This is a genomic window from Campylobacter concisus ATCC 51562 (genome assembly GCF_000466745.1).
GTDB lineage: Bacteria > Campylobacterota > Campylobacteria > Campylobacterales > Campylobacteraceae > Campylobacter_A > Campylobacter_A concisus_B.
In genome coordinates this window covers 14,766-38,040 of record NZ_ANNI01000005.1, presented here as the reverse complement: position 1 = coordinate 38,040, position 23,275 = coordinate 14,766, and the positions used below count along the sequence as shown (strand labels likewise).

39 protein-coding genes are annotated in these 23,275 nt (G+C 38.5%); 16 read left to right on the top strand and 23 right to left on the bottom strand.

Annotated features, from left to right (window positions below):
* Positions 1-227: 227 nt before the first annotated feature.
* Positions 228-1,412, top strand: coding sequence for a tyrosine-type recombinase/integrase (locus ATCC51562_RS05355; RefSeq protein WP_021091174.1), 1,185 nt, complete (start codon positions 228-230; stop codon positions 1,410-1,412).
* A gap of 6 nt (positions 1,413-1,418) precedes the next feature.
* On the opposite strand, the gene ATCC51562_RS09720 is transcribed toward ATCC51562_RS05355, so the two are convergent.
* From ATCC51562_RS09720 to ATCC51562_RS05270, 17 genes are all read right to left on the bottom strand, one after another.
* Positions 1,419-2,171, bottom strand: a complete 753-nt coding sequence (locus ATCC51562_RS09720) for a hypothetical protein (RefSeq protein WP_021091157.1) — start codon at positions 2,169-2,171, stop codon at positions 1,419-1,421.
* A 170-nt stretch (positions 2,172-2,341) separates the two neighbouring features.
* The gene (locus ATCC51562_RS05345; RefSeq protein WP_021091187.1) at positions 2,342-2,575 is read right to left on the bottom strand and encodes a helix-turn-helix transcriptional regulator; all 234 of its coding nucleotides are present in this window, start codon (positions 2,573-2,575) and stop codon (positions 2,342-2,344) included.
* Positions 2,572-3,498: a P63C domain-containing protein gene (locus ATCC51562_RS05340; RefSeq protein WP_021091161.1), complete on the bottom strand. Its 927-nt coding sequence runs from the start codon at positions 3,496-3,498 to the stop codon at positions 2,572-2,574. The genes ATCC51562_RS05345 and ATCC51562_RS05340 overlap by 4 nt, the downstream gene beginning before the upstream one ends.
* Positions 3,499-3,518: 20 nt before the next feature.
* Positions 3,519-3,716: a helix-turn-helix transcriptional regulator gene (locus ATCC51562_RS05335; RefSeq protein ID WP_035167419.1), complete on the bottom strand. Its 198-nt coding sequence runs from the start codon at positions 3,714-3,716 to the stop codon at positions 3,519-3,521.
* A complete protein-coding gene (locus ATCC51562_RS05330) occupies positions 3,713-3,895 on the bottom strand; it encodes a hypothetical protein (RefSeq protein WP_035167416.1) in 183 nt (60 codons plus the stop codon). Before ATCC51562_RS05330 ends, ATCC51562_RS05335 begins: the two co-directional genes overlap by 4 nt.
* Positions 3,888-4,256, bottom strand: coding sequence for a YopX family protein (locus ATCC51562_RS09450; protein ID WP_021091180.1), 369 nt, complete (start codon positions 4,254-4,256; stop codon positions 3,888-3,890). Before ATCC51562_RS09450 ends, ATCC51562_RS05330 begins: the two co-directional genes overlap by 8 nt.
* Positions 4,243-4,581, bottom strand: a complete 339-nt coding sequence (locus tag ATCC51562_RS05320) for a hypothetical protein (protein WP_035167413.1) — start codon at positions 4,579-4,581, stop codon at positions 4,243-4,245. Before ATCC51562_RS05320 ends, ATCC51562_RS09450 begins: the two co-directional genes overlap by 14 nt.
* Positions 4,581-5,069 carry a hypothetical protein gene (locus tag ATCC51562_RS05315; RefSeq protein WP_021091156.1) on the bottom strand — a complete coding sequence of 163 codons (489 nt, stop codon included), beginning with the start codon at positions 5,067-5,069 and terminating at the stop codon, positions 4,581-4,583. Before ATCC51562_RS05315 ends, ATCC51562_RS05320 begins: the two co-directional genes overlap by 1 nt.
* 10 nt (positions 5,070-5,079) lie before the next feature.
* A complete protein-coding gene (locus ATCC51562_RS05310) occupies positions 5,080-5,340 on the bottom strand; it encodes a hypothetical protein (protein WP_021091154.1) in 261 nt (86 codons plus the stop codon).
* The gene (locus ATCC51562_RS05305) at positions 5,337-5,576 is read right to left on the bottom strand and encodes a hypothetical protein (RefSeq protein ID WP_021091177.1); all 240 of its coding nucleotides are present in this window, start codon (positions 5,574-5,576) and stop codon (positions 5,337-5,339) included. The genes ATCC51562_RS05310 and ATCC51562_RS05305 overlap by 4 nt, the downstream gene beginning before the upstream one ends.
* A gap of 11 nt (positions 5,577-5,587) precedes the next feature.
* Positions 5,588-6,037 carry a hypothetical protein gene (locus tag ATCC51562_RS05300; protein ID WP_021091196.1) on the bottom strand — a complete coding sequence of 150 codons (450 nt, stop codon included), beginning with the start codon at positions 6,035-6,037 and terminating at the stop codon, positions 5,588-5,590.
* Positions 6,024-6,278 (bottom strand): hypothetical protein, encoded by a 255-nt coding sequence (locus tag ATCC51562_RS05295; RefSeq protein ID WP_035167412.1) that lies wholly within the window; start codon positions 6,276-6,278, stop codon positions 6,024-6,026. Before ATCC51562_RS05295 ends, ATCC51562_RS05300 begins: the two co-directional genes overlap by 14 nt.
* 9 nt (positions 6,279-6,287) lie before the next feature.
* Positions 6,288-6,758, bottom strand: a complete 471-nt coding sequence (locus ATCC51562_RS05290) for a DUF736 family protein (RefSeq protein WP_021091183.1) — start codon at positions 6,756-6,758, stop codon at positions 6,288-6,290.
* Positions 6,758-7,753, bottom strand: coding sequence for a recombinase RecT (locus ATCC51562_RS09445; RefSeq protein WP_021091201.1), 996 nt, complete (start codon positions 7,751-7,753; stop codon positions 6,758-6,760). Before ATCC51562_RS09445 ends, ATCC51562_RS05290 begins: the two co-directional genes overlap by 1 nt.
* 18 nt (positions 7,754-7,771) lie before the next feature.
* Positions 7,772-8,578 (bottom strand): PD-(D/E)XK nuclease-like domain-containing protein, encoded by an 807-nt coding sequence (locus ATCC51562_RS05280; RefSeq protein WP_021091158.1) that lies wholly within the window; start codon positions 8,576-8,578, stop codon positions 7,772-7,774.
* A 62-nt stretch (positions 8,579-8,640) separates the two neighbouring features.
* The gene (locus ATCC51562_RS05275) at positions 8,641-8,988 is read right to left on the bottom strand and encodes a hypothetical protein (protein ID WP_021091198.1); all 348 of its coding nucleotides are present in this window, start codon (positions 8,986-8,988) and stop codon (positions 8,641-8,643) included.
* A 310-nt stretch (positions 8,989-9,298) separates the two neighbouring features.
* Entirely contained in the window at positions 9,299-9,697 is a 399-nt protein-coding gene (locus ATCC51562_RS05270) for a hypothetical protein (RefSeq protein WP_021091159.1), read from the bottom strand.
* Between the two features lie 322 nt (positions 9,698-10,019).
* Here ATCC51562_RS05270 and ATCC51562_RS09440 point away from each other — a divergent pair, with 322 nt between their 5' ends.
* Positions 10,020-10,829, top strand: coding sequence for a sel1 repeat family protein (locus ATCC51562_RS09440; protein WP_021091188.1), 810 nt, complete (start codon positions 10,020-10,022; stop codon positions 10,827-10,829).
* Here ATCC51562_RS09440 and ATCC51562_RS05260 read toward each other — a convergent pair.
* From ATCC51562_RS05260 to ATCC51562_RS09435, 4 genes are all read right to left on the bottom strand, one after another.
* Complete coding sequence (locus ATCC51562_RS05260; RefSeq protein WP_035167409.1) at positions 10,826-11,284, bottom strand: thermonuclease family protein; 459 nt, start codon at positions 11,282-11,284, stop codon at positions 10,826-10,828. The genes ATCC51562_RS09440 and ATCC51562_RS05260 overlap by 4 nt on opposite strands.
* Complete coding sequence (locus ATCC51562_RS05255) at positions 11,205-12,080, bottom strand: hypothetical protein (protein ID WP_021091195.1); 876 nt, start codon at positions 12,078-12,080, stop codon at positions 11,205-11,207. Before ATCC51562_RS05255 ends, ATCC51562_RS05260 begins: the two co-directional genes overlap by 80 nt.
* Positions 12,067-12,516: a Panacea domain-containing protein gene (locus tag ATCC51562_RS05250; protein ID WP_021091200.1), complete on the bottom strand. Its 450-nt coding sequence runs from the start codon at positions 12,514-12,516 to the stop codon at positions 12,067-12,069. The genes ATCC51562_RS05255 and ATCC51562_RS05250 overlap by 14 nt, the downstream gene beginning before the upstream one ends.
* Positions 12,517-12,845: 329 nt before the next feature.
* Complete coding sequence (locus ATCC51562_RS09435) at positions 12,846-13,517, bottom strand: XRE family transcriptional regulator (RefSeq protein ID WP_021091199.1); 672 nt, start codon at positions 13,515-13,517, stop codon at positions 12,846-12,848.
* A 109-nt stretch (positions 13,518-13,626) separates the two neighbouring features.
* Here ATCC51562_RS09435 and ATCC51562_RS05240 point away from each other — a divergent pair, with 109 nt between their 5' ends.
* Positions 13,627-13,845, top strand: coding sequence for a hypothetical protein (locus tag ATCC51562_RS05240; RefSeq protein WP_021091176.1), 219 nt, complete (start codon positions 13,627-13,629; stop codon positions 13,843-13,845).
* 10 nt (positions 13,846-13,855) lie between these two features.
* Here ATCC51562_RS05240 and ATCC51562_RS05235 read toward each other — a convergent pair whose 3' ends face one another.
* A complete protein-coding gene (locus ATCC51562_RS05235; RefSeq protein ID WP_021091150.1) occupies positions 13,856-14,176 on the bottom strand; it encodes a hypothetical protein in 321 nt (106 codons plus the stop codon).
* Between the two features lie 51 nt (positions 14,177-14,227).
* Between ATCC51562_RS05235 and ATCC51562_RS09620 the strand changes: the two genes are divergently transcribed.
* Entirely contained in the window at positions 14,228-14,380 is a 153-nt protein-coding gene (locus ATCC51562_RS09620) for a hypothetical protein (protein WP_021091155.1), read from the top strand.
* Here the strand turns inward: ATCC51562_RS09620 and ATCC51562_RS09615 are convergent.
* Positions 14,364-14,537 carry a hypothetical protein gene (locus ATCC51562_RS09615; protein WP_021091148.1) on the bottom strand — a complete coding sequence of 58 codons (174 nt, stop codon included), beginning with the start codon at positions 14,535-14,537 and terminating at the stop codon, positions 14,364-14,366. The two genes, ATCC51562_RS09620 and ATCC51562_RS09615, sit on opposite strands and share 17 nt — an antisense overlap.
* An 86-nt stretch (positions 14,538-14,623) precedes the next feature.
* On the opposite strand from ATCC51562_RS09615, the gene ATCC51562_RS05230 reads away from it, so the two are divergent.
* From ATCC51562_RS05230 to ATCC51562_RS05175, 12 genes are all read left to right on the top strand, one after another.
* Positions 14,624-14,893 carry a hypothetical protein gene (locus tag ATCC51562_RS05230; RefSeq protein ID WP_021091185.1) on the top strand — a complete coding sequence of 90 codons (270 nt, stop codon included), beginning with the start codon at positions 14,624-14,626 and terminating at the stop codon, positions 14,891-14,893.
* A gap of 67 nt (positions 14,894-14,960) precedes the next feature.
* On the top strand, positions 14,961-15,821 hold the full coding sequence (locus ATCC51562_RS09430; protein ID WP_155242247.1) for a helix-turn-helix domain-containing protein: 861 nt from the start codon (positions 14,961-14,963) through the stop codon (positions 15,819-15,821).
* Entirely contained in the window at positions 15,818-16,444 is a 627-nt protein-coding gene (locus tag ATCC51562_RS05220) for a DUF6475 domain-containing protein (protein ID WP_021091189.1), read from the top strand. The genes ATCC51562_RS09430 and ATCC51562_RS05220 overlap by 4 nt, the downstream gene beginning before the upstream one ends.
* The gene (locus ATCC51562_RS05215) at positions 16,444-17,055 is read left to right on the top strand and encodes a DNA cytosine methyltransferase (RefSeq protein ID WP_021091162.1); all 612 of its coding nucleotides are present in this window, start codon (positions 16,444-16,446) and stop codon (positions 17,053-17,055) included. The genes ATCC51562_RS05220 and ATCC51562_RS05215 overlap by 1 nt, the downstream gene beginning before the upstream one ends.
* A 178-nt stretch (positions 17,056-17,233) precedes the next feature.
* Positions 17,234-18,076: a DNA adenine methylase gene (locus ATCC51562_RS05210; protein ID WP_021091178.1), complete on the top strand. Its 843-nt coding sequence runs from the start codon at positions 17,234-17,236 to the stop codon at positions 18,074-18,076.
* Entirely contained in the window at positions 18,073-18,333 is a 261-nt protein-coding gene (locus ATCC51562_RS05205) for a hypothetical protein (RefSeq protein ID WP_035167407.1), read from the top strand. The genes ATCC51562_RS05210 and ATCC51562_RS05205 overlap by 4 nt, the downstream gene beginning before the upstream one ends.
* Complete coding sequence (locus ATCC51562_RS05200; protein WP_021091170.1) at positions 18,302-18,682, top strand: DUF1064 domain-containing protein; 381 nt, start codon at positions 18,302-18,304, stop codon at positions 18,680-18,682. The genes ATCC51562_RS05205 and ATCC51562_RS05200 overlap by 32 nt, the downstream gene beginning before the upstream one ends.
* Entirely contained in the window at positions 18,682-19,212 is a 531-nt protein-coding gene (locus ATCC51562_RS09425; protein WP_021091151.1) for a hypothetical protein, read from the top strand. Before ATCC51562_RS05200 ends, ATCC51562_RS09425 begins: the two co-directional genes overlap by 1 nt.
* Before the next feature lie 105 nt (positions 19,213-19,317).
* The gene (locus ATCC51562_RS05190; RefSeq protein ID WP_021091164.1) at positions 19,318-20,607 is read left to right on the top strand and encodes a hypothetical protein; all 1,290 of its coding nucleotides are present in this window, start codon (positions 19,318-19,320) and stop codon (positions 20,605-20,607) included.
* The gene (locus tag ATCC51562_RS05185) at positions 20,601-20,903 is read left to right on the top strand and encodes an XRE family transcriptional regulator (RefSeq protein WP_035167405.1); all 303 of its coding nucleotides are present in this window, start codon (positions 20,601-20,603) and stop codon (positions 20,901-20,903) included. The genes ATCC51562_RS05190 and ATCC51562_RS05185 overlap by 7 nt, the downstream gene beginning before the upstream one ends.
* Positions 20,890-22,464, top strand: a complete 1,575-nt coding sequence (locus ATCC51562_RS05180) for a phage head-tail adapter protein (protein WP_200862427.1) — start codon at positions 20,890-20,892, stop codon at positions 22,462-22,464. Before ATCC51562_RS05185 ends, ATCC51562_RS05180 begins: the two co-directional genes overlap by 14 nt.
* Before the next feature lie 157 nt (positions 22,465-22,621).
* Entirely contained in the window at positions 22,622-23,275 is a 654-nt protein-coding gene (locus ATCC51562_RS05175; protein WP_021091147.1) for a hypothetical protein, read from the top strand.

The window sequence follows — 23,275 nt, the reverse complement described above, 5'->3', positions numbered from 1 at the left end:
AATCTCTCTCTACCCGCCACCATATTAAGAAACACACAGAATTAATAAGCAAATTACAGCAATAAAATCTCGATTTTAACAATAATTTAAAGCATTATCTCATAAACTTACGGCAATAAAAAGAAATAAAAAGCAAGTAATAGCAAAGATTTTTTAGCTGATTTTTGGCTGATTGCCTTTAAAAAAGTAGCTAAAAAAATAAAAATAGTCAGCCAAAGGGGTAGAAAATGCCTAAACTATCACGCCAACTCACGATCACGCAATTTAAAAATCTCAAAGCAAAAGAGAAGCCATATTTTGTCAGCGACGGCGATAATTTGCTAATTAAAATAATGCCAAACGGCACAAAATTTTTCATATATGAGTTTCGAGAAAATGGCAAGCGCCACCGCCTAACACTGGGCAAATATGATGAAATGAGCCTAAGCGAGGCGAGGGATAAAAGAAGCGAGCTAAGATTAAAACTCAATCAAGGCGAGAGCCTAACACAAACAGTAGAAAAAACAAAATTTAAAGCAGTATTTGAAGCGTGGTATAAAACAAAAAGTAAGTTGAGTGAGAAGCAGCAGTTTTGGATGAAAAGGCGGTTTGAGACGTTGTTATTGCCAAAACTTGGCGAAATGGACATAAAAGAGATAAGCAGAAAAGACATAATATTTGCTATTAGCCCACTACTCGAGGATGAAAAACTAGAAACAGCCGATAGAGTGCTAAGTATACTAAACGGCTTTTTCAAATATGCTCTATTGCACGAGTATGTAGATCACAACATAATAGCAGATATTGATAAAAAAACTCTACTAGGGCGTAGAGAAGTAAAACATTTTGCATACTTAAAAAATGATGATGAGATAAGAGCCGTATTAATGGCGATAAGAGATTATTTTGGGGATCTAAGAGTAAAAACGTGTGCGATATTTCAACTATATACCGCAGTAAGAGGGCAAAACGCTAGAAATGCCAAGTGGTCGCAGATAGATTTTGAAAATTGTCTTTGGCATATCCCAGCAGACGAGATGAAAATGGCAAAGCCCCACGAAGTATTTTTAAGCAAAAGTGTAATCAACCTATTAAAAACATATCGTGAGCGCCTGCCGTTAAAAAGTGAATTAATTTTTCCGTCCATAAAATCAAACGTTGCCCCGCTAAGTGACAATACTATCCGCATAATGCTTAGAAATTTAGGCTTTAACAAGGAGATGGTAACGCCACACGGCTTTAGGGCTACATTCAGCACGGTCGCCAATGAAAACATTGACAAGCACGGCTGCAATAGTGATATTATCGAGCTTTGCCTCGCTCATGTTGAGAGCAACAAGGTCAAAGAAGCATACAATCACGCCAAAAACCTAAAAGCAAGAGCTAAGCTTATGCAATGGTGGAGTGACTTTTTAGACAATCTTAGCTCTTAAAACGGCTTATCCTTTTAAAATTTGATTTCGTTCTATAAAAAAGCGGTCGTTGTCGTTTGCATACGCCATAACCGCGCCTATCTCGCTATAAACGCCGTCCATTTGGATTTGTATCTTATTGAGTATTCGCACGATTTCGCTATCTTTGACGTTTTGCTTTTGCTTTAGCTCTTGCGTGCGCTTAAAGTAAAAATCCCGCTCGGCTTTGGCGTTATGTAGCATCGCTCTCAGGTTTTCCTCTTTTTGCTCGTAGCGTTCTATAACTTCCGCGTCGTAAATCTTGCCGCGTTTGGCTAATTCGGTTTTAAGCTTTACGATTACGGCGTTGTGCCGCGAAATTTGGGATTTGTAGCCGTTGATTTGGTCGCCGTGGCGTTTAGCTTCAAATTTAGCGTAGGCTTCAAGGTCTGCATATTTACGAGCTAGCTCGACGTTACGGGCTTTTGTTTCTTTCGCTTCGGCTAGCTGCTTTTCTCTAGCCTGCGCTATGGCTTTTGCTACTTTGCTGCGATATTCTTTCGCTACTTTGCTTTTTTTGACAAAGAAGCCGAGCATATATACGCCTTCTAAAGTCCATTTGATAACCTTTGTTTTAAATTGCTGGCTGGTTTCTAAATGGTAATGCACTCCCTCGATAAGCTCATCTTGGTTTCTGCTGAAGTGCTGGGTGATAGCTCTTTTGCCAACGCCGTAGTTGCTGGCGACTTCCATAGTGTCTAGTAGGTCGCTCTCTATTTGGAATAGAGGTAGAGAATTCATAATCCGCTCCTTTGTGTAGTATTAAATTACATTTGTGAACGGATTATATAGTTTTATTTTACATTTGTCAAGAGTTTTTGTAGTTTTATTTTATGGTTTTTAGTAAAATCGGTAGCCTTAAATTACATTTTGCTTTTTAGTGCGTAGTGAGAACAAAATGTTCCTGCTAGTCACTGAAGCGACTTGATAAGTTCAGCAAAGCTTTTTAGGTCTTTCAGCTGTGCTTTAAGGCGATGATTTTCTAAAAGCAAATTTAGCGTTGCCTCGACGTTCGGCATAACTTCGCCCTTGCTACTCCATTGTCGCACTGTGACTTCATTTACTTTCATCCTCTCCGCCAACTCCCTTTGAGTTATGCCTAGCTCTTTACATACGCGCTTAACGATGTTTTCCTCTGCGGTCATTTGCTCTCCTTGTCAAAATCAAATCGTAGCTGATAGTTTTTAGAATACGATTTGTTAAAAAGATAGATAAAATCGTCCCAATCGTCAGCTACTTTCATAAGCGTAATAACGGATATTAGGTGCTTATCAAGGTGCGGTATGCCCGTGTCTAGCGTTAAGCTCTGATGAAATTTATATAAGTTGTTTCCGCTTTCGCTTTTGGGCGTTTTATTTCTAAGCTCCTCAAGCACGCCCTCGGGGAGCTGCTTGTACACTATTTCGTTTGTTATCTTGCCTACGATTTGCGGCATTTTGTGGTGAGTTTGAAACTCGCCCCACCCTTTGAGCCTAAAAATTTGCTCGTAAAACTCGTCGGGGAAACGCTTCGTCCATTCTAAAAACTCGGCGGAGATGTATTTAGAAAGTATCTTTTGAAGTTCGTCTTCTTCGCGCTCTTTTTGATAGCCCGTTATTTCATCAACGAGGGCGACGATACCGACTTTGGCAAATGCAGACATAATATGGAGCAGTCTTTTTGCTATCGCGCTTTGATTTTCGTTTAAAATACCCCTATTGTCCGCCATAACGTAAGCTTTGCAAACATCAACGAATAGCTCGGCTTCAAACGGGATAAATGCCGGTCCGACGACACCCGAAATTTTACCCAAACTTTGCGTATCAGCCCCTAAAATCCATATTTTTAGATGGTCCGATAAAAAAGGCTGTATCCAAGCGGCTTTTAAATTTCTAAGCAATGCGCCGCTACCTCCGCCTCTTAAATCCATAGCCCGAGCCGTCCCGCGCAGAGATAAAAGACGACGCTTATCGTCGGTGACGTAGCACTCTATCGTGATGTCGTCCGCGATTTTCCAGTCGCCCTTGTGAGTTACTTTGGCGTTTTTTGGCTCTTTACACGTGGCTTTGATTAGATTTTCATCGGTCATTTTTTTACCCTTTCTTAAATTTACGCGATTATATCAAAACAAGTCTTAGACGCTTTGCCTGATTTGTAGGCACGTATAGATTTTAGAGAATAATAAATTACTCTGGAGTTTATTTTGTTGGCGATTATTGCGCCTTGTTTTACTTTGTCGTAAAGCGATCGTGCAGATATGCCTAGCTCTTTTAAAGCTTCATCGCGCGTAATAAATGTATCACTCATTTCCTCTCCTTAATGTAATCTTTCAAATCTCGCAATGCGTTCCGTAAATAGCGGACGTCGCATTTAAATAAAAGAGCTTGTATTCGCTCAACTAAATTTATCTTTTCATTGTGTGCCTCGCAAAATGCTTCTAGGTTTGTAAGGGCGGCTAAGTGTTTTTCACGCTCTGGGCTACTCATTTAGTAACTCCTTATTTTCGTGAATATTTCCTATGACTTCTAAGTTATAAACATTATTAAGATACTCCGCGTAACGCCCTTCAGCTATTATTAAAAAGCTTGCACCATCCTCATAGTATTTAACCCTTCCTATCCGCTCCGCGCCATTTAGTGTGCAAAAACTTACAATATCTTTTTCAAATATTCTGCGACTATTAATATCCTTTTTACCAGTGTATTGCATAACATCAAAACGTTTAGTATCCTCTAGCATAGCTCCAAAAGAGGCACAGCTGGTTTTCCAGTCATCATAGATACGCTCTACGTCATAGTACATTTTTTCTTGCTCTTTATCCCAAGCTCTATATCTAGTGTTTCTCATTAGTTTTCCCTTCAACTTTAAATGCTTCAACAACATTCCGTAGAATATACTCCACACTAACATTATATGGGTCACTTGCTAGTTGTTTCACATTGGGTTCAAATAATAAACAACAATCTTTCTCAAACCTCGCAGTAATAGTTGCACATCCGTCATAAGAAAGTTTATCTACTGCATAACTTGTTATAGAAGCAAAATCTTTCAAAGCTTCTTCACAAGGTTCAATCATAACAAGTTTTATTGTTTTTCCTGCTCTGATATATTGGACAGGAGTTATCATCTCGCTGGTACGCTTTAGATATTCCTCTAGTGTTACTACTTTCATTAGTTCTCCTTTAGTTTAAATCCAAGAGCGTATATAGGCTTCCAGCTAAGCGTATCGTGATTAGCCCCAAACTCTTCGTCCATCTCATCCATAGTTGCTCTAGTAGGGTGCATAGAGTATTTTTTAGTAACATGGTCATAAATCTCAAAGTACCATAAGGCATCTCTCACATTAATAAACTCTTTCTCTATCTCTTCTATGGGACGTGCACTTATGTCATTAAACCAGTAACACCCTTGCTTTACCTCTATAATCTCATAGGTATTAAAGTCTGTTGTATTTACACCCCCTATGAAGACAATGACATCTCCTACTTTAAACTTAGGTGTAAAGTTGGGTCTTATCCTATACTCCTCTCTATCAAAATCCCAAGTATCCGTGCCTTTTTCAAACCAGCGTTGAAAGATGGTATCATAGACTTCTACTGGCTTACCCTCTGCGTAAGCTGTAATAAGCTTTATCTTTTCTTCTAGTGTTATCTTTTTCATCATATATCCTTTAATTTTTATTGTTTTTATGTTCTGCATTTTTCCTAATATATGTATCAAAAAATAGTATTGCCATTGCTAACAGCAAGGACAACGCTATCACGTGCACCCCTCGCCAAAATATAACCCCGTCAGTGAGGTAAAACATTGTAGTAAATAGAAGTGTTAAATTGCCCACGATAGCAAGCATCGCTATGATACATTTTGCTAGCGGAGAGCTTTCGTCTAAATTCGCCAGTGAGTAGCAAATTTCTTTTAAAAAATCTTTCATTGTTTATCCTTTAGCTTTTTGTATGCTTCAAGCAGCTTTTCTCTCTCAGCGTTTTTTAGATAAAACCAGTCATACTGAGAAAAATTTACCCATACTGGATCTATATCAAATCTTAAAAGAAATGTATTTAATTGTTTTAATTTTCTATAATCTATTTTGGTAAATTGCCAATCATGGCTTAAAAACCATTCCAAAAGACCTATTAATCTCTCTTTATCCGTTTTTTTCCAAAACACTATCAATCCTTTCAAATATTCTCAATATAAAAATAAGCCAGCGTTTGGCTATCCTCTGCCTCTTTGCGATATTTCGTATCACAACTCTTATTTGATATATAGGCTATCTTGTCTTTATTCACCGCGTAAAACTCCGCTAATATCGGCGCCAGCCTTTGCCCTTTGCGTTCGTTTGGCGCTAACCTCAAATAAAGCAGATCGCAAGCTAGCTGTGGCGCTGTCGTGCTAAAGCTTTGCTTGGCAATGCTCGCCTTATTGTCCAAAGCGTTTATTTGAGTTTCTATCCGCCTTTTAAAAGCGTGATAGTGCCCTACTATTGGCGTCATCGCCTCTATTAGCTCATCAATAAATTTGCTCGCTTTTTTATTGATGAATAGTCCAAGCTCCTGCGTGCTATCCATTTTCAGAAACGAATACGCCATCAAAAAAATAGCTGCGTCTTTTATCTCAGCCGTTGTCATCGCTCGCTCCGTTTAGATTTTTGCCTTTTAGTATTTGCAACACGTCCTGCTTTGAAAACTTAGAAGCTGGGCTTAGCTCGATTTTGCTAAGCCAGTAGCGATCTAGTTTTTCGCAGTAGTATTTATATGCCTCAGTGCTAGTTGCAAAAGGCTCGTAAGGCTCTAGCTCATCAAATACCCAGACGCCATTTTCCATACGTTGGCTTTCTTGCTGTCGCACCATTGCTTCGCCGTAAGTCATAACCGCCTCTTAAAATGGTATTTCATCGCTATCGCAATATTGGCTCACATCTATTTCATCGCTTGCACTCTCGCTAGCTTGTGGAGTATGGGAGTTATTATTTCTTTTTGGTGCGCTCCATGTGGCTTCAAACATTAGTCCGTTAGGCTCTTTTGGGCTAAATAATGCTAAATAAACACGTCCGCCAGCTACTAGAGGCGTTTCTATATGCCCCCTAAAATAGTTTGTTTTTCCGTCGTTGCTTACTGCGTTCCAAATGCCACCTATAATTTGCCTTGCCCCCTCGTATTTTTTAGGCTTAAAAAGCACGATTTTATATATTGGTGCGTTTTGATTTTTAGCTAGCTCTTCATCAGGAGTTGGGATCAGCCCACACTCAATAGGGCGTAAAAAGGGGATATTTATCATACCCCCTATAAATTTTACTTCTTTGCCGTCTTGGGCTTTGAAAGTTTGATTTTTAAAATAGCCTACGTTCATTAGTTATCCTTTAAATTTTCTATTAGGTTGTCTATACTGCTTGGGTCGTTTAGATAGGCAGTAGCATCATCAATGCTTAACCTCTCAACTAATTTTTCAGCCTCTGTTTCACTAGCGCCTCGTTTTACTAGCTCGCTTTGTAGTAGATCGTGGGGCATTGCATTATCTAACACTTCGGCTTCTTGAATTGTCAACTCTTGGTTGATGGTTGGTTTGCTTGGCTTTTCTGCACTGCCCAAAAGCTCGTTTAGTCCAGTTTTTGGCGGTGTAATAGTTTCTTGTTTTGTGATAGGCTCGTCCTCCGCGCTTACGGCTTCGGCTAGGCGATCATTTATCGGTAAGCGTGAAGCAACGTATTTAAGAGCTTTGGCTTTATACATCTCCTCCGCCCAGTCTAGCCATATATACTCAAGCTTGTCTTTTTTGCTTTGGTTTTGACTTTTTAAGCGTAATTTCTCGAGCTTTTTCTTACTGACAAACTCACTGAAAACATTATCGTTGCTGTCTTTTGCATATACGATCACGCCCACTAAATGGCTAAATACCCAGTCGCCGTCATCGTCGCTTCGTTCGTCAAAATTGGGTGTAAAATTTATCTTATCTTCAAGTCCGTTAAACTCGATCTTAAATTCGTCGCATTTATACACCGCTACGGCTCTAAACTTCCAGCCGTTTTTCATACCTAAACTAATAAGCCCTTTGTAGCCTATTTGTAGTTGAGCGGTTTCGCCACCATTTTTTAGTTTAAACGGCACTACATAAGCTTGTCCGAAAAGTTTATTTGGGTTTAGTCCTATTTGGACTATCTGCATGGCCGTATTTACTATGCTTTCAACGCTACAATTTCTTAACCCATAATCATTCGCCATATTTGCGATAGCACTAGCAAAAATTGAAGCCTTAGCCTTATCGTTGCCAACTATTGTTTGAATTTGGTTCATTTTTGAGCCAACTAAAGCTCGCGCTTGTTGCTCTCTTGGTTGTATTTGGTTCATTTGTCTATCCTTTTAAATTTATGCTATCTGTTCGTAAAATTTCCACGCTGGCAAGCTCAAAGTTTGCACCGCCTCTATCTTGTCGCCGTCTTTTTTTGCATAGCCCCACCACTCGTCACGTTTCTTGCAATATTTGTAAAGTTCTAGCAATTCAAGATATGCTTTGCGACCTTGCTCTATTGCTGCTGCATCAAGTTCATAAAACCCTACAAAATAAGGGGCTTTTGTTTCAACGGCGATAAACAAGAAATAATTTACCTCTTTGCCTAAGCTTCTTAAGATGTCGCTGTAAAACGCTGCTTGCACGTGATAATTAAAACTAGCTACTGATCTAGCAAAGCCACTAGCCGAAGCGTCAGAAGTTGTTTTTAGATCAATTACTGCACCCATTTTCTCATTATAAAAATCAGGGCGACATTTAACCGCTACGCCGTTTATCTCACTAAAATAGCTTTGTTCGGCTAGCCCATCTTTTAAAAATATAGCTGTTTCACGCATAGAATTAACCGAGTTTGCTATTTCTACGGCTGAGCCAAAAATATCAAGATCAAGCGAGGTTTTATCGCCTAAATTTTCTAAAAAATTGTTATAGATCTCTTTGCCCTCTTTGGTGCGTTTATCAACATCAGGCTCTACGCTAAACTCATTTGAAAAATCTTTTGGCTCTAATACTAACTTATGCACCGCAGAGCCTAAGAGCAAAGCTTTTGTAGGCTCACTCCTAAGCTCATTTTTCATTTTGAAGTGTAAAGGGCTACGTGCTAGTAGGTCTAGATCACTTTTTGATATTTCAGGGCGTGCGTGGTATTCTTTATTGCTTAGCATTTTTTAACCTTTCTAATATTTTTTGAAATTCTCCCCAAGTCATATTTGGCTTGCCATAGAACTTAACAAGCCTCTTTAGTGTGGAGTATCGCATCTCTTTGGGCCTCCTCTCGTAGCTTTTTCAATGTTTGTTGGTAAGTAGCCGTATAACTTAAAACTGCATCGTTGCTCATTTCAGCTTCAACGCATAGCACATAGACAAGCGCTGCATAGGCGAAAAAGTCTTTTTTGCAATGCTCAATAAGCAGATCAATTATTTCGCCACTATTTTCGCCAAGGGCGTTTTTAAAGGTATAGCGATGGCGGCTATATACAGCTTCGATGTCAGTTATTAGCTCGTCGTATTCTTTATCTAAATTTATGTGCGCCACATCGCTTTCGGCACGTGCTAAGTCATAGTTTAAGCTCATTTTTAACCCCTTTTGATATTTAGATAGGCGATATTCTTTATCTCGCCGCCATTGCTAAAAAGCACCTTAAAAAACTTGATTATCTTTTTCATCTCTAGCTCCTTTTTCTAATAGAAGCCTTGCTCGCCATAAGCCAAAACAAAGAGATGTATAACGACGGTAAAGGTGGCGTATATGATACACCCCTTGACAAATCGGGCGGGGTGTCTAATAGTCAAAAAATGGTGTTTTGGACTAAAAAGGGCGTTATTGTTCTAGGTTTTAAACTAACCGAAATGCTTTAAGCAAGCAAGGCTTTTATTAGAAAAAATTAAGAGATTAAGTTAAGTGAAAGTGAGAAAATTTTATTTACGGCTTGTTTGATAAACTCATCTTTGCCAGTTTGTACGGCTGCCTTTAGATTATCACCTAGGCTTTTGCCATCTATGCTTTGTGGAGTTTGTTTTAGTATCTCTAGCCCTTTGGCTGTCAAGGTCACATTTGAAACCATTTTTTGAGATGAAAAAGAGTTGTCTAAATTTACAAAGCCATTTTCTTTTAGCCATAAACAAGTGTAATAAACGATAGCTACGTGTTTATTTACTTCATCTATATGTATATCGTTTTTTACTATATCCGCTGCCTTTATATCTTTAGGTAGCGGAAACTCGTCGATAAGCTCGGAAAAGATAATGCCTGCATAATAATCAAACAACTCTATATTTTTCATCTCGTAATTATAACTCACTTTATTTTAGTGTTTTTCGTTTTATTGAAACCCCTGTGAAAAACTATCCTAAATCAGGGTCGGTGTTGAGTGATAGATTTTCGCCCTATCACTGACGCTTCAGATTGAAACGTGATTAACCTGCAAAACTCGCAGGAGGCTCACTCTGTCAGCTTTCGCTTGAAGCCTATCTACTTTTTGTTTCGATGAGAGAATATTACCAAAGGTTATATTAAATATAACTTAATGTTATTTAATATATTACTTAAAGTTATATACTTTTTAAATTAATTGTTATATAATTGTTAAAATATAAGGAGTTGTAATGCCAGTATTTAGAGTCTTGTTGGTTTTATGTTTTGGTGTTGTTTTTTCTTATGCTAAAGTTTGTGAGGATTATTACTATAAGCTCCTAGAATATGAGACCAGACAAATATCAATGTTTAAAACAGCCCATAAAAATGCTACAGATGATGAACTTTGGAATATTGCAGCCAAGGAATGCGAGGGAAATAAACCGACAACAATCCCCTCATGCATATATCTCTATAAAAATATTCTGAAACAAAATTTTGAGAATAAAAATGTATCTAAAATTAACATCTTAAATGTGTTAGACACTATTGCTGCTTTTTATATAGCAGAGGCTAAGAACCAAATAAAAGATACTGAAAAAAATTTTATAAACTATAAAATTATTATAATCGCACAAGATGAGGAAAAAGTAGCGAAAGCATTGTATGATGGTGGATATTTTACAAAAGAGCAATATAAGACACTAAGTGATCTCAGTGAGGCCTTACTAACAGTTTATACAATTAGTGCTTGCCCTAACAAATACGACGCAAGCAAGCCGCAACCTTTTGTCCCAGATGATAAAATAAATGATGCTTGTTTGTGTATTTTTAAACAACAATTACTCATAAAAGACGAGGATTATTTAACGGCCACAAAAATCAATGAACTTTTGTGCAAACAATATAAAGATGGTGGATCTTGCCTCTTGGTGGGGGTAGCATACAAAGAAGGGCTTGGTGTTAGGTTTGACATTTTAAAAGCAAAAGAATTCTTTGGACTAGCTTGCGATTATGGCAGCCAAGACGGATGTTCTAAATACAAGGCTTTATCTTATTAGCGTTTTCTCCACACCCACGGCGGAGTAGGATTACTGCTCTGCCAAAGCCCACGTTTATTCTCACGTGCTGTTTTCTCTTGATCTACATATATTCTCGAGTATTTAACGTAAGCCCAAGCGTAGCCATTTAGCACCATTTGAGCGTTTATATCTTGCCCTTTATAGTAAATAATGCCTAGTGTGCGTTTATATCTATCTTTTCCCTTTGGCTCTACTTCTACCACTTGCCCTGCGATTAGGCTAGCCAAAAATTGCCTTGATCGTTGTCCGTAGTCTTGCTTTTTCTCAGGTGCGTCAATGCCATATAGTCTGACCTTTGTTTGCTCTTTGCCACTTAGTACAGTGATAGTGTCGCCGTCAGATATTTTTACGACTTTACTTTGCTCGGCAGTTAGCGAGATCAGAGGCGTTAATATTAATAGTAGTCGTACTATTAGTGGTTGTTTTATACTCATATGGGTGGTAAAAATACCATGCTACACCAGTAAGGATTATAATAAGTAACATGATAATATTAAATAAATTTAACGGCTTAAACTTGGAGCTTTCATCATCTTTTCCATAATGTATCTGTTTAATAAACGAAAATAAAGAATTAAGGATATTAACTATAAAAATAGCAATTAGTGATATAACTGCAATTAGCCTATAAATACTAGCCTTGTCTATATTTTGTAAAACGGAAGTAGAAAAAGCAAGACTGCTTACAAACGCGAGGACGATAGAGGCAAATATACCTAGGATAGTAATATAATTTTTTTGCATATCCTCGGCATTTTTCTTTATATCGTTTGTTTGCTTTGTAAGATCATCGACTTTGTTGTTCGCTTCTTGTATTTTTGAGTTGGTATCTTGTATCTTGGGGAGTAGGTATTTTAGCCTAACTAATTCTAAATTTAAGTGATCATACAGCTTAAAAATACGCCCTCTTAAGCCCCTGTCGTCTATTTCCTCAAGGATTGCATTTATGCGGCTTACCATAGCTTCCAATTTTGAATAATCAGCTTCGGTTATATTAAATAAATACATCGTTACGTCAGAATAGCTATGTCGGAAATCTTTGTCATAAATTCTCAATAGCTCTTCTTTTAGTGTGCTATTGCTTATACCTATATCGCATAGTTTTTCTAAGAAAATTTTTATCGGATCGTCATCTTTTTTAGGGAGCTCGGGAGGGGCGGCGTCTTCTTGTTTTATAAAAACCTCCGATGTCTCAACGACATCGGACGGTTTACGATTATTCTTTCTCATTCTTTATATTTTGCGCATATTCTCTTAGTAGCTCATTTGGAATTTTTTGATGATTGCCTGCCCCGTCGCGATATATTTTACTCCACGGGGTGTTGTCTCTATGACTATACTCTACTAATGCCCACGCATCTATTTTTGCTAAATGGTCGATATTGTTTATAATCGAATTTTTATACTCTTCAGGCAAATCGTTTTCCGGCTCTTGTCTAATTCTTATCGAGCTGGCCGCGAAAAAAGAGTATTTATCGTAAACATCTTTTAGAACTGGCCCATATTGCCAAGCTTCAAAATCTTCATCGATTAGTTTTTTATCAAAATTAATTAAAAAATTTATCTCTAAAAAGTAAAGCATTTTTTGGAGCTTTAAATTACTAACTGGCATATCCAAATCAATGCATCTATTGACTACGTGTCCCGCTAAATCCATCGCTTTCATTTTTGCTCCTTTCAATAAAAAATCAATGAAATTATATTAAATTTTTAAGACATTTTGTGTCTAATTTATGGTTTAAAAGTATAAAATTTTAAAAGAACTGTTAAAAAAATCGTGAATTATATCAAAAAATAAACTATTTTTGTACTTATTTTAGCAAAAAATATACTATATTGAGCTGAAATTGATCTTTTTTTAAAAACAGACTTGATACGATACCTGCTTTTTCAGATCTAAACCTCTTTGAATTTATGGAGTAGCTACCGACTATGCTGACTACTTTATCCCATAATCCTCAAACGTAAGTCCTTTATATACTTCGCAATGGACTTTTAAATTCGTTTAGAGTTTATTGCATAACAACCAACAACACGCCCTAAAATTTCGACGTTTAGCTCTTCCTCTATAATTATTGGCTCGTAGTCCTTATTGTCACTTATTAACGCCAATGTAGGACGTTTTTTTATTCTTTTTATAAATATTTCATTTTCATATTTGCAAACATAAATAGCGCCCTCTATTTGGTTTATATCATCACAAAAAACAACCAAGTCGCTTTCTTTAATAGTCGGCTCCATTGAGTTACCAAAACAAGGGACAATGCCTAGTTTTGCGTGCGGGCTAACATTAAACATAATTTTTAAATCGTTTGGGTTAAAAGGCAGCAATTCAGGTTCGCCAAAATCGTCGTTTTCGGCGCCACGACCTGCAGAAACCACCCCGTCTTTATAAAAAGGGATATACACGGTTTTGGTACTGTTAGAAGAGATATTATCTGCATATTTATGGGCTTCTGTCGGTTTTTCTATGGTATCGTCTAGCCAATAAGCGATCGGATAGCCTGAAAATTTAGCCAGTGGCAATAAATATTTTTTTGTCTTCTTTTCTCCAGCTAACCACTGGCTAACTAAAGGCTGTGAAATGCCTAAAATATCGGCAAATTGTATAGTATTTATACCTCTTTCTTTTAGTAAATCTGACAATTTATCTTTAAATTCTTTCATTTTCTACACCTTCGCAAGATATAACTTTGCGTAATATTTTATAACTAAAATAATTAAAAATCAAATAACCTTAAGTTATATTTTATATAACAGATAGTAATATAAGGTTATGAAACAGACAAAATATAGAAAAAAGCTTAGAAAATGGCTTGGTAAATTTTACAAGTCGGCTGGGACTTGCAATGTATATGCTAGCGGATCAAACAATAAAAAACCCAATGGGGATGTGAGGTTCGCAGCTTTGCAAGAGTTTGGACACCCCTTTTATGCTTGGGGCGACAATCTAAATGCATATATTTTAGAGGTAGAAAAAACAAAAGGAGGCTAAAAATGGCTAACTACAACCTTTTTTCTAGCATTAAGCACTTATGGTCGCCCTTGCATTTGCCTTTTTTGAAAAAAGGACAATCGATGCGAACTATCTTTGCATTTTTAAAAAGAACGCTTACATCGACTTTAAATTTAGTGCCGTTTTTGTCTTCTAGGACACAAGTGAATTCTTTTTCAGTCCAAAAAGGTTTAGTACCAAAATGTCTATTTATAAAAACACCAAAAACAACACCTGATAAAAAAATAGAGGCAATAATAAGAGCAATGGATAAGGGAGTAAAGCCATTAAGGATAAGCACTTTAAGGAGTGCATCTAGTGTTTCAAACATTAATAATCCTTTGGGAGATTATAACAACAAAAATGTTAAGGAGATCAAAAAATGAGTGAAGTAGAAAAAAAGAAAGAGAAAGATTTTAGAAAGTCGCTTAAAAAGATGCTTAAAGAGCTTAACAAACTCCCTCAAGACGACCAAGACAAGATGGTAAAAATGTTAGCTAGTTACTGCTCTATGAGAGCTAATTATGATCTTTGAGCTTGTCTAGTGCAGGCTTAATATTTTCAGCAATGGTGTTAAAAATCTTGGCTACTACTTTACCTGCGGTAGCAGGGTTTTTAAAAACATCGTTAACTTGCGATTGCTTTTCTAGTAAAGCTTTTGTGAGTTCTAAAACTATCTCTTTATCTGTCATATAAGTCCTTTTTATGGATTTCTTGGCTTGGTCGCTTAGAAATTTTAAAAGGGCTTATCTGAAAGATAGCTTTAAGGAGCATTTTGATGGTAGCGAGTAACAGCCTAGAGGCATATAACAAACTAAAACCAGAGCTAAGCGGCAAACGTAGAGCCGTTTATGAAATGTTTTGCGAGCATAAAGAGGGTGCGACAAGACAAGAAATAGCGCGTTGGTATAACGTAGCAATAAATAGCGTTTGCGGCCGTGTTAATGAGCTAATAGCGCGCGGCTTCCTGATAGAGATCGGATCAAAAAAAGACGCAATAAGCGGGTGCAGCACATCGATACTAAAACCCACCGAAAGGATAGCGTAATGGATAATCCCTTGTATTTTACGATGGCTCTTTGTGCGATCATAATACTTGACACATTTATTGAAATTTGGAAAGGGCTAAGATGAGCGATAATTTACAAAATGGGTATGCCGTTTGTTTTAACTCTTGGCTATTTGATGAAAGGATACAAAACGAGCTTAGGCTGTTGATCTTAATATCCTCCTTGTCAGCAAAAGAGGGCTATTGTTACGCGTCTAACGAGTATTTAGGCGAGAAATTGGGCAAGTCTAAAGATTGGGCTAGCTCTGGTGTAACAAAATTAAAAAATCTAGGTTACATCGAGGTTGAATTGCAAAAATTCGGCGCGGTAGTAACTAATCGAAAAATTAAGATCGTAGCCCTAGAAAACGCAGCTCGTCCGCGAACGGGAAATCCAACGTCCGCCGACGGAGAAAATCAGGTCGCCGACGGAAAATCCAACGTCCGCGAACGGGAAATCCAACGTCCGCCATATAATGTATGCGCGCGAATGAATAATACAAGCAATAATCAATTACAAGCCTTAAAATTACAAGCTTTTAACAATACCCCCTTACCCCCTAAACCGAGTTTGCCTGATTTTCTCGACCCTGCACTTTGGGAGCAATACCTAGCCTACAAGAAAGAGCGCAGGGAAAAATTGACACAAAAGGGTATCGAGATGAAATTTAGCGAGTGGGCTAAGTGGGCGAACGATGGTATAGACGTCAATGAGTGCCTAAGAGAAGCGATGCGTAATGAGTGGCAAGGGGTGTTTAAGCCAAAGCCTAGTTACGGCGTAAAGGCGACTAGTGGCACGCAAGGAGTAAGCGATGATAACCCTCACGGACTAAAACAAGGCACGCTAAACACAATGGCGGCATTTAAGGAGCTAGCTAAAGAAATGATAAAAAATGGGCGAAGTGACTTAGTAGGAGATTTTCAATGACGATACAAGAATTTTACGGCGTATTTATGCCAACAGTGGAGTATTACGGAGCAAATTTAAGCAAAGCCGTGATTGCACTTTATTTTGAGGACCTAATGGGTTATGAGGCGAGCGAATTAGCCGCGGCACTAAAACTAGTCAGACAAACGCGAAAATATCCTACGATGCCTACATCGGCGGAAATTTTAGAAGCGCTCAACGGAGACGAGGGCGACAAAGCGCAAAAAGCGTTAGACGAGTTAGCTTACGCGATAAGACGCTACGGACCTTATCGTAGCGTGTGCTTTAAAGACGGAGCGATAATGTCAGTAGTGCGTGCTAGGGGTGGCTGGGTAAAGGTTTGCAACCTAGAAGGGCAAGACTGGGAGAATTTTAAAAAGTGGGACTTTGCCAAGCTTTATAAGATTTACGCGAAAACCCCGCAAATTTGTCCCGATTATCTAATCGGTGAGAGCGAGGCGAATAATGGCTTTAACGGCGTAGGCGGAAACGAGCCGGTATATTTTATCGGCGGAGATAACGACGGCAAGTTTATGGGCGTGGCTAAATTTAAAGCCCTAACGGCGCAAAAATCGCCCATTAAGTCGATAGTGGCGGGTGTGATAAAAAGGATCGGCGCGTAATGAAAATACTTAACCTTTTTGCAGGACTTGGTGGTAATCGCAAGTTTTGGGACGACATAGCAAAAGAAAAAGGCATAAGCATAGAAGTAACAGCCGTTGAGTTTGATCCTGAAATAGCTAAAGCTTATGCAAAACGCTATCCAAACGACAATGTGATAGTAGGCGACGCTTGGGACTATGCTGCTACAAATTACTTAGATTTTGATTTTATATGGGCTAGCCCTCCGTGCCAAAGTCACAGCAGGCTAAATTTTTGTAATAACTCACGCAATGAGGCAACGAGAGTTTTGCCAGATTTTAGGCTTTATGAGCTTATATCTTATCTTAAGACGTTTTGCAAAAAGGCTTTTGTAGTTGAGAATGTATTGCCATATTACGAGCCACTCATAAAGCCGACCACTGAGATAGGTAGGCATTATTTTTGGAGTAGTTTTGCACTTGATGGGATAAATACTCCATCCTTTAGAGTGATAAAGCACGTAAAAAATGCAGACTTTAAAGATTTTAGCTTAGACGAATTTAAGATAAAAAACAAACGTCAAGCCATAAGAAACGAAGTTGATTACGAGATAGGCAAAAAGATATTTGAACGTTACTTGGAGAGCAGATAAAAGCCATATATATCACAATAGCCGAAAGCGGAGCTAGCATAATCGCAAAGGTAGCAGACGAAAACAAAAAGATACTTGATAGCTTCGAAATAAGCCGTAAGGATGCAAGCGGAGTGCTTGAAATAATGAGAAAGTGGAACGAGAAGCACAAGGACGATGACACAAAGGGGCTATTTTGATGAATACATTTAACGCTGCCCCTTTGCCATTTCAAGGACAAAAAAGAAACTTTATTAAGCAATTTAGAGAGCTTATAAAAGACGAGTTTAGAGCATACCGAAATGGAATTTTTATCGACGCCTTTGGTGGCTCTGGACTACTTAGTCACAATATAAAACAAATTTATCCTAATGCAAGGGTAATTTATAACGACTACGATAATTACAGCGAGAGGCTGGCAAATATAGAGACAACAAACGAGATTTTACAGACAATAGAGCCTATCACAAAAAAATATAAAAAGAATGAAAAAGTAAGTGAGGAGGATAGAGAAAAAATTATAAAAATCATAGATGAGTATATAAAGAGAGGATATTTTATCGACTGGCTAACGCTCAGCTCAAACCTTCTTTTTAGTGCCAAATATGCTCATAATAAAGATGAATTTAAAAAAGAGAAAACATTTTTTGCAACCAGCCCAAAAATGCCTTTATATCAAAAAAATAGTTATTTAAAAGGCGTTGAGATAGCCCACAAAGAAGCAATGGAGCTGATAAAAGAATTTGAAAATAAAGATGTTGTATTGGTTTTAGACCCACCATATTTACAAACAAATAAAGCAGGCTATAAATGCTTTTGGGGGCTACGCGACTTCTTAAAGCTAATTAGACTAGTGCGAGAACCTTTTATATTTTTCTCAAGTGAAAATAGCGACATTTTGCCATACATAGACGACCTAGTAGAGTATGGCGATGAAGCTTTTAAGGGGTACAGTCTGAAACAAGCAAGGTTAAATAATAATAATGAACAAGCGAAGATTGATTATATGATTTATAAGAGCGGATCAAGGGGGCTATTTTGAGATTGGCAAGAAGCGAAAATAGAGCCTACCAACTAAGACTACTTGAAGCATATCCACTTTGCCAAATATGCGAGAAGCAACAAAGCATAGAGTGCCACCACGTAAGATATGGCAGATTTGGAGCAGATAAGGACGACAGCAAGCAAATAGCCGTTTGTAGAGAGTGTCATCAATGGTGTCACGCTCACAAACACGAGAGTATAGAAAAATACGAGGAGGTAGCAGATGAAAATTGGCAACGTTTCGGCGATTGTTAGGAACAAATACCACAACCGAAGGACTAAAGGCTTTGATAGTGCCAAAGAGTGGCGTAGAAATAAAGAGCTAGAAACCTTACAACGAGTAGGCGAGATAAGCGAACTAAACCGACAAGTGCCGTTTGTGTTAATGCCTAGCTACACAATATCAGATGAAACAACCAAGCAAGGTTTTAGAACCGTGCGTGAGATCAGATACATAGCAGATTTTACTTATCGTCTTAAAGATGGCACACGCATCATTGAGGACGTAAAGGGAATGCAAACGGACGTTTTCAAGCTGAAACGAAAACTGCTAGAGAGAAAAATAGCCCTTGGAGTAATAGAGGGCGAGTTTAGGATTTATTAATGGCGAAGATAACAGAGGTGATAAAAGAAAAAATTTTGGCCGACTTTCATACAGGTAAATTTTCACAAAGGGAGCTAGCAAAAAAACATAGCGTATCAAATGGCACTGTGGCTAATTTACTCAAAGGATTAACGCCAAAAAATGAGCATTTAGTTGAAGCTCAAATAACGCTGTTATCGGCACAAACTCAAAAATCAGAAATAGAAATGAGCAGTATTTTGAGCACTGCTAAAGATGAAGCATATAACCGCGGATTAATATTTAATGCTACGCAAAAAAATCTTAATCGAGTGATGGATATGCTAGATAAAAATACTAAATTTGAAAAAGTTGGTGTGGGTGATGGAGTACAAAATTTTGAACCAGTGGAGCTTAATGCAAACGACTATAAAACACTACAAGATATGATTGATAAGGCTAGTTTAACGCTTGGGGTTAATCAAAGAGTTGCTGCAACACAGATTAATAATGCAAACGTACAAAGCGAGCAAAAAATAATCATTGAGAGAAAGGAGCTAAAGGGTGAATAAAATCACTTGGGCAGATATTGTCTTTTGTGTAGTCGTAAGTATGGCTATCGCAAGCGTGATCTGTGTTTGGCTCTTTATTGAGGCGATATTTGAAAAGGTGGCAGGGTGAGCGATATAAATTTAAGCCTAACCTATACGCCGTGGCAAAAAGAAGTCTTTTTTGAGAATAGTGCACGCTTCACTACAATAGAGAAAGGGCGCCGTGTAGGATTTACCAAGGGCATCGCAAACGCTACGATTGAGTGGCTTTTAGAGGGCAAAAAGGTGCTTTGGGTAGATACTATCACGTCAAACCTACAAAGATATTATGAACGCTATTTTTTGCCTGAATTGAAAGCCCTACCAAAAGAGTTATATAAATTTCACGCTCAAGATAAAAAGCTAAGCATCGGCGAGGGCTACCTTGATATGAGAAGCGCAGAACGCCCAGAAAACATTGAGGGCTTTGGCTACGATATAGTGATCCTAAACGAAGCTGGCATAATCCTAAAGGACGCCTATCTTTGGGATAACGCCATAAGAGCAATGCTACTAGATAATCCAAAATCAAGAGCATTTATAGGTGGCGTGCCAAAAGGCAAGAACCGCTTTTATGACCTTGCTAAACGTGGGATGAGCGGAGATAAAGACTGGAAAAATTATCAAATATCAAGTTTCAATAACCCACTATTAAAAAAAGAACAAATAGACGAAATGGTGGCAGAGCTTGGCGGTATAGATAGCGACGTAGTGCGCCAAGAGATATACGGCGAGTTTTTAGATACTACCTCAAATGTGCTATTTAACCTTGCGCTCATTGAAAACGCATTTAGTACGCAGATGTCAAACGAAAAGGCGAATATTGTTTGGGGGCTAGATGTGGCACGTGAGGGTGATGACGAAAGCGTGCTTTGTATTAGGCAAGGATACGGCGTCACAAACTTTTATACTTTTCGGCTTGATAGTGTGACAGCTTTAGCAAGGGAGATTTTTGGCATATATGAGAGAAGTGAGGATAAGCCAGACGCTATTTTTATCGATAGCGTGGGTGTTGGTGCTGGTGTGTTTGATACTCTAGTGGATTTTGGCTTGCGTGGTATAGTCAGAGAGGCAAAATTTTCATACAAAGCTACAAACGAAAAGCTTTATGCCAACAAGAGAGCAGAGGCTTATTTCACACTCAAAGAGAAATTTAGGTTGCTTAGTATCGTGCCAAACGACAAGCTCAAAAAACAGCTTAGTACTATTAGTTTTTATTATGACAAAAAAGAGCGTTATTTGCTCTTGCCAAAAGAAAATATCAAAAAAGAGTTTGGCTTCAGCCCTGACCTCGCCGATGCATTGGCTTTGACGTTTTTTGATCCATTGCCAGCAAAAATCAACACGATCAACTACGATGACGGAGGCGCATGGTGAAAGAGTGCCAAAATTGGGTAGATTTGGCAAAACAAATCGAGTATATTTTTGAGCGTATTGATGTGGAGCTGGTCAGAAAGGTGGCAACGCTTGATGATGAGGCTTTGCGTCTTTGTTTTTGTGTGATGATTTGCGAGTGGCTTAAGGGAGCAAAATTTATCCCTACAAAGCAAGCAAGGGTAAAACTTGCAACGGCTCTAAAACAAAAAGGGCTTAGCAAAAAAAGGGTGGCAGAGCTAGCGAACGTCAGCACAAGAACAATTTACAGATTAGGACACGAAAATGATGAACGATGAAAGAGTAAGCTATCTCGAGGAGCTAGTGCAAACAGCATACAATGGCTATGCGGAGTACAAACCTTTTTTTGACAAGCTAAATGATGCGTATTTATTGGTGCTTGAAAGTGAGCAGTATCATAGCCTAAAAGAGCGAAACAAAAGTAAAAACTACATACCAAAGCTAAACTCAAAAGCCAAAAGAATATATGACGGCTTAACCGAAACATATTTTAATAATGACACATTCGCAAAGCTAGAGCCTTATATAAACTCAACGCATGATGTGATTGACAAGTGGCAAGAGGCACTAAATTTTTACTGCGACAAGATCAATCTATACAAAGTTTTTGCACCGATTTTTTTAAAATCTGCCTTTTCGGCAAGCTCGGTGGTAAAAGTGTTTTGGGCAAAAGATGAGGCAAAGATAGAGGAAGTGGATATAAATGACATCTATTTTGACCCTGATGCACAAAACACGGATGACATCCGCTATATCGTGCATAGAATTTATCTCACGACAAACGACATCAAAAAGCTAATTAAGAATAAAACTTTTAGACAAATTGATCTAAGCGAGAACAGACCTTACGAGAGAATTTGCCTAAATGAAATTTATGAGCTAGACGATGATAAATGGAGCGTTAGCACGCTTTACAATAGAGAGCTACTAAGGGACAAAGTAGAACTAAAAGACGGACAGCCTTTTGTTTTTGGCTATATGCTACCGCAAACAAGAAGAAATATAGACCAAACTTTTGTTTGTGCGTATGGGGAGCCTGCACTTGCTTCACTTTTGCCGTTACAAGATGAGCTAAACGCTATTAGAAACTCAATTACAGATGTGACAAGAAACCAAGCAATGCCAAAAATCATCTTTAATCGTAGCACTAGCATATCAAGAGCTGATTTAGAGCGTCCAAGCGGTGCAATATTCACCGATAGCCCAGCTGACATCAAGATCGTGCCACCTGGCGACATCAACGCTTCAATGGCAACAATACAAGTGATCGAGCAAGAGATGAGCGAGGTAAGCGGTGTTAGCCCTCAACAAAACGGAGCACCTACAACTAGGCAAGAGACGGCAACAATGGCGTCAATTATGGCAAACGAGGGTAGCGTCAGGCTTCAAGGCTACATAAGAACGTACAATGAGACCTTTTTTGAGCCTATATTTGAACGTCTTGCATTCTTAGTTTGGAAATACGGCGACCCATTGTTTTTTGCAGGGTTTAACCGTGGTGAAGTGCCAAGTTTTAATATCAATCTAAATACTGGTATAGGAGCGCTAAACAAAGAGGTGCAAAAGAAAAGCCTAATGGATGCTAGCCAAGTAATAGCGGCTCAATTTGGTATGTGCTTGCAACTTCAAGACGGCGAGGGTGCAAATAGAATGAAAGAGGCAAACGAGAAAATCTTACTCGAGCTTCTGCCTCTGTATGGGATAAAAGACCCAGAGAATTTTATTGGAAAGGAGAGTGAGCTTGCTAAACAACTTAAGCCACAGGCTATTTTGCCAAGCGTGGCAGAGCCTATCGCAGAAGCAGGAGCTTTACCAGCTGACGCAATGCCAAGCGTTTAGGGCTTTTTCAGAATATCTATTAGGGCTTTATGCGGCAAGTGTTACCGCTAGCCAAAATGATAAAAACAGCGATGAAATGAGGTTAAGGGCGATTGAGAACATAAAAACTCTCGAAAACCTTTTAAGTTTTTTTGAAAATTACAAAGAGGAGTAATAAATGACAGAGCAAGAAGCACTAAACGAGCTAACAGCCATAGTAAATGGGAACGAGCAGGCAGAGCCTGAAACAAACGAAGTGGTAGAACAACCAGCAGAGGAAGCAAAGACTGAGCCAGTGGCAGTGTCAGAAGAGCCAAAAAAAGAGGAGCTAAATATTGAAGCGATCAAGCAAGCAATGGCCGAGGCGCTAGCAGCAAAAGAGCAATCAGCGCGGGAGACAAAACCACAACTTGAACCCGAAAAACAAGCCTTGCTTGATAGCTTAGGGCTTGGAAATCTTGACGCGCTAAAAGCTCAAATGGATCAAATCTCGCAAGCTCAAGCAGCGCAAGCAGAGGAAGCTAGACGCCAAGCAGTCTTTGATAAAAATCTAGCAGAGTTTAAAAAGGATTATCCAACAATACGCCCTGATGATCTAGCAGAGTTTGCAAAAGCTCACGGCATGAGTGATCTACTAGGCGAAAACTACGTTGGTTGGAAAGCAGTCGCAATGGGAATGATCAATGTAGCAAAAAGCAAAGAGAAGCCAGACGAAATTTTAAGCGGCTCAAATGCAAGCAGTGAGCTATCGGCGTTTGATAGAGCCAAAAAAGGCGAAAATGTGAGCGATGTGGAATATGGCGCAGAGCTTTTGAAATTAGCAGGATTATAA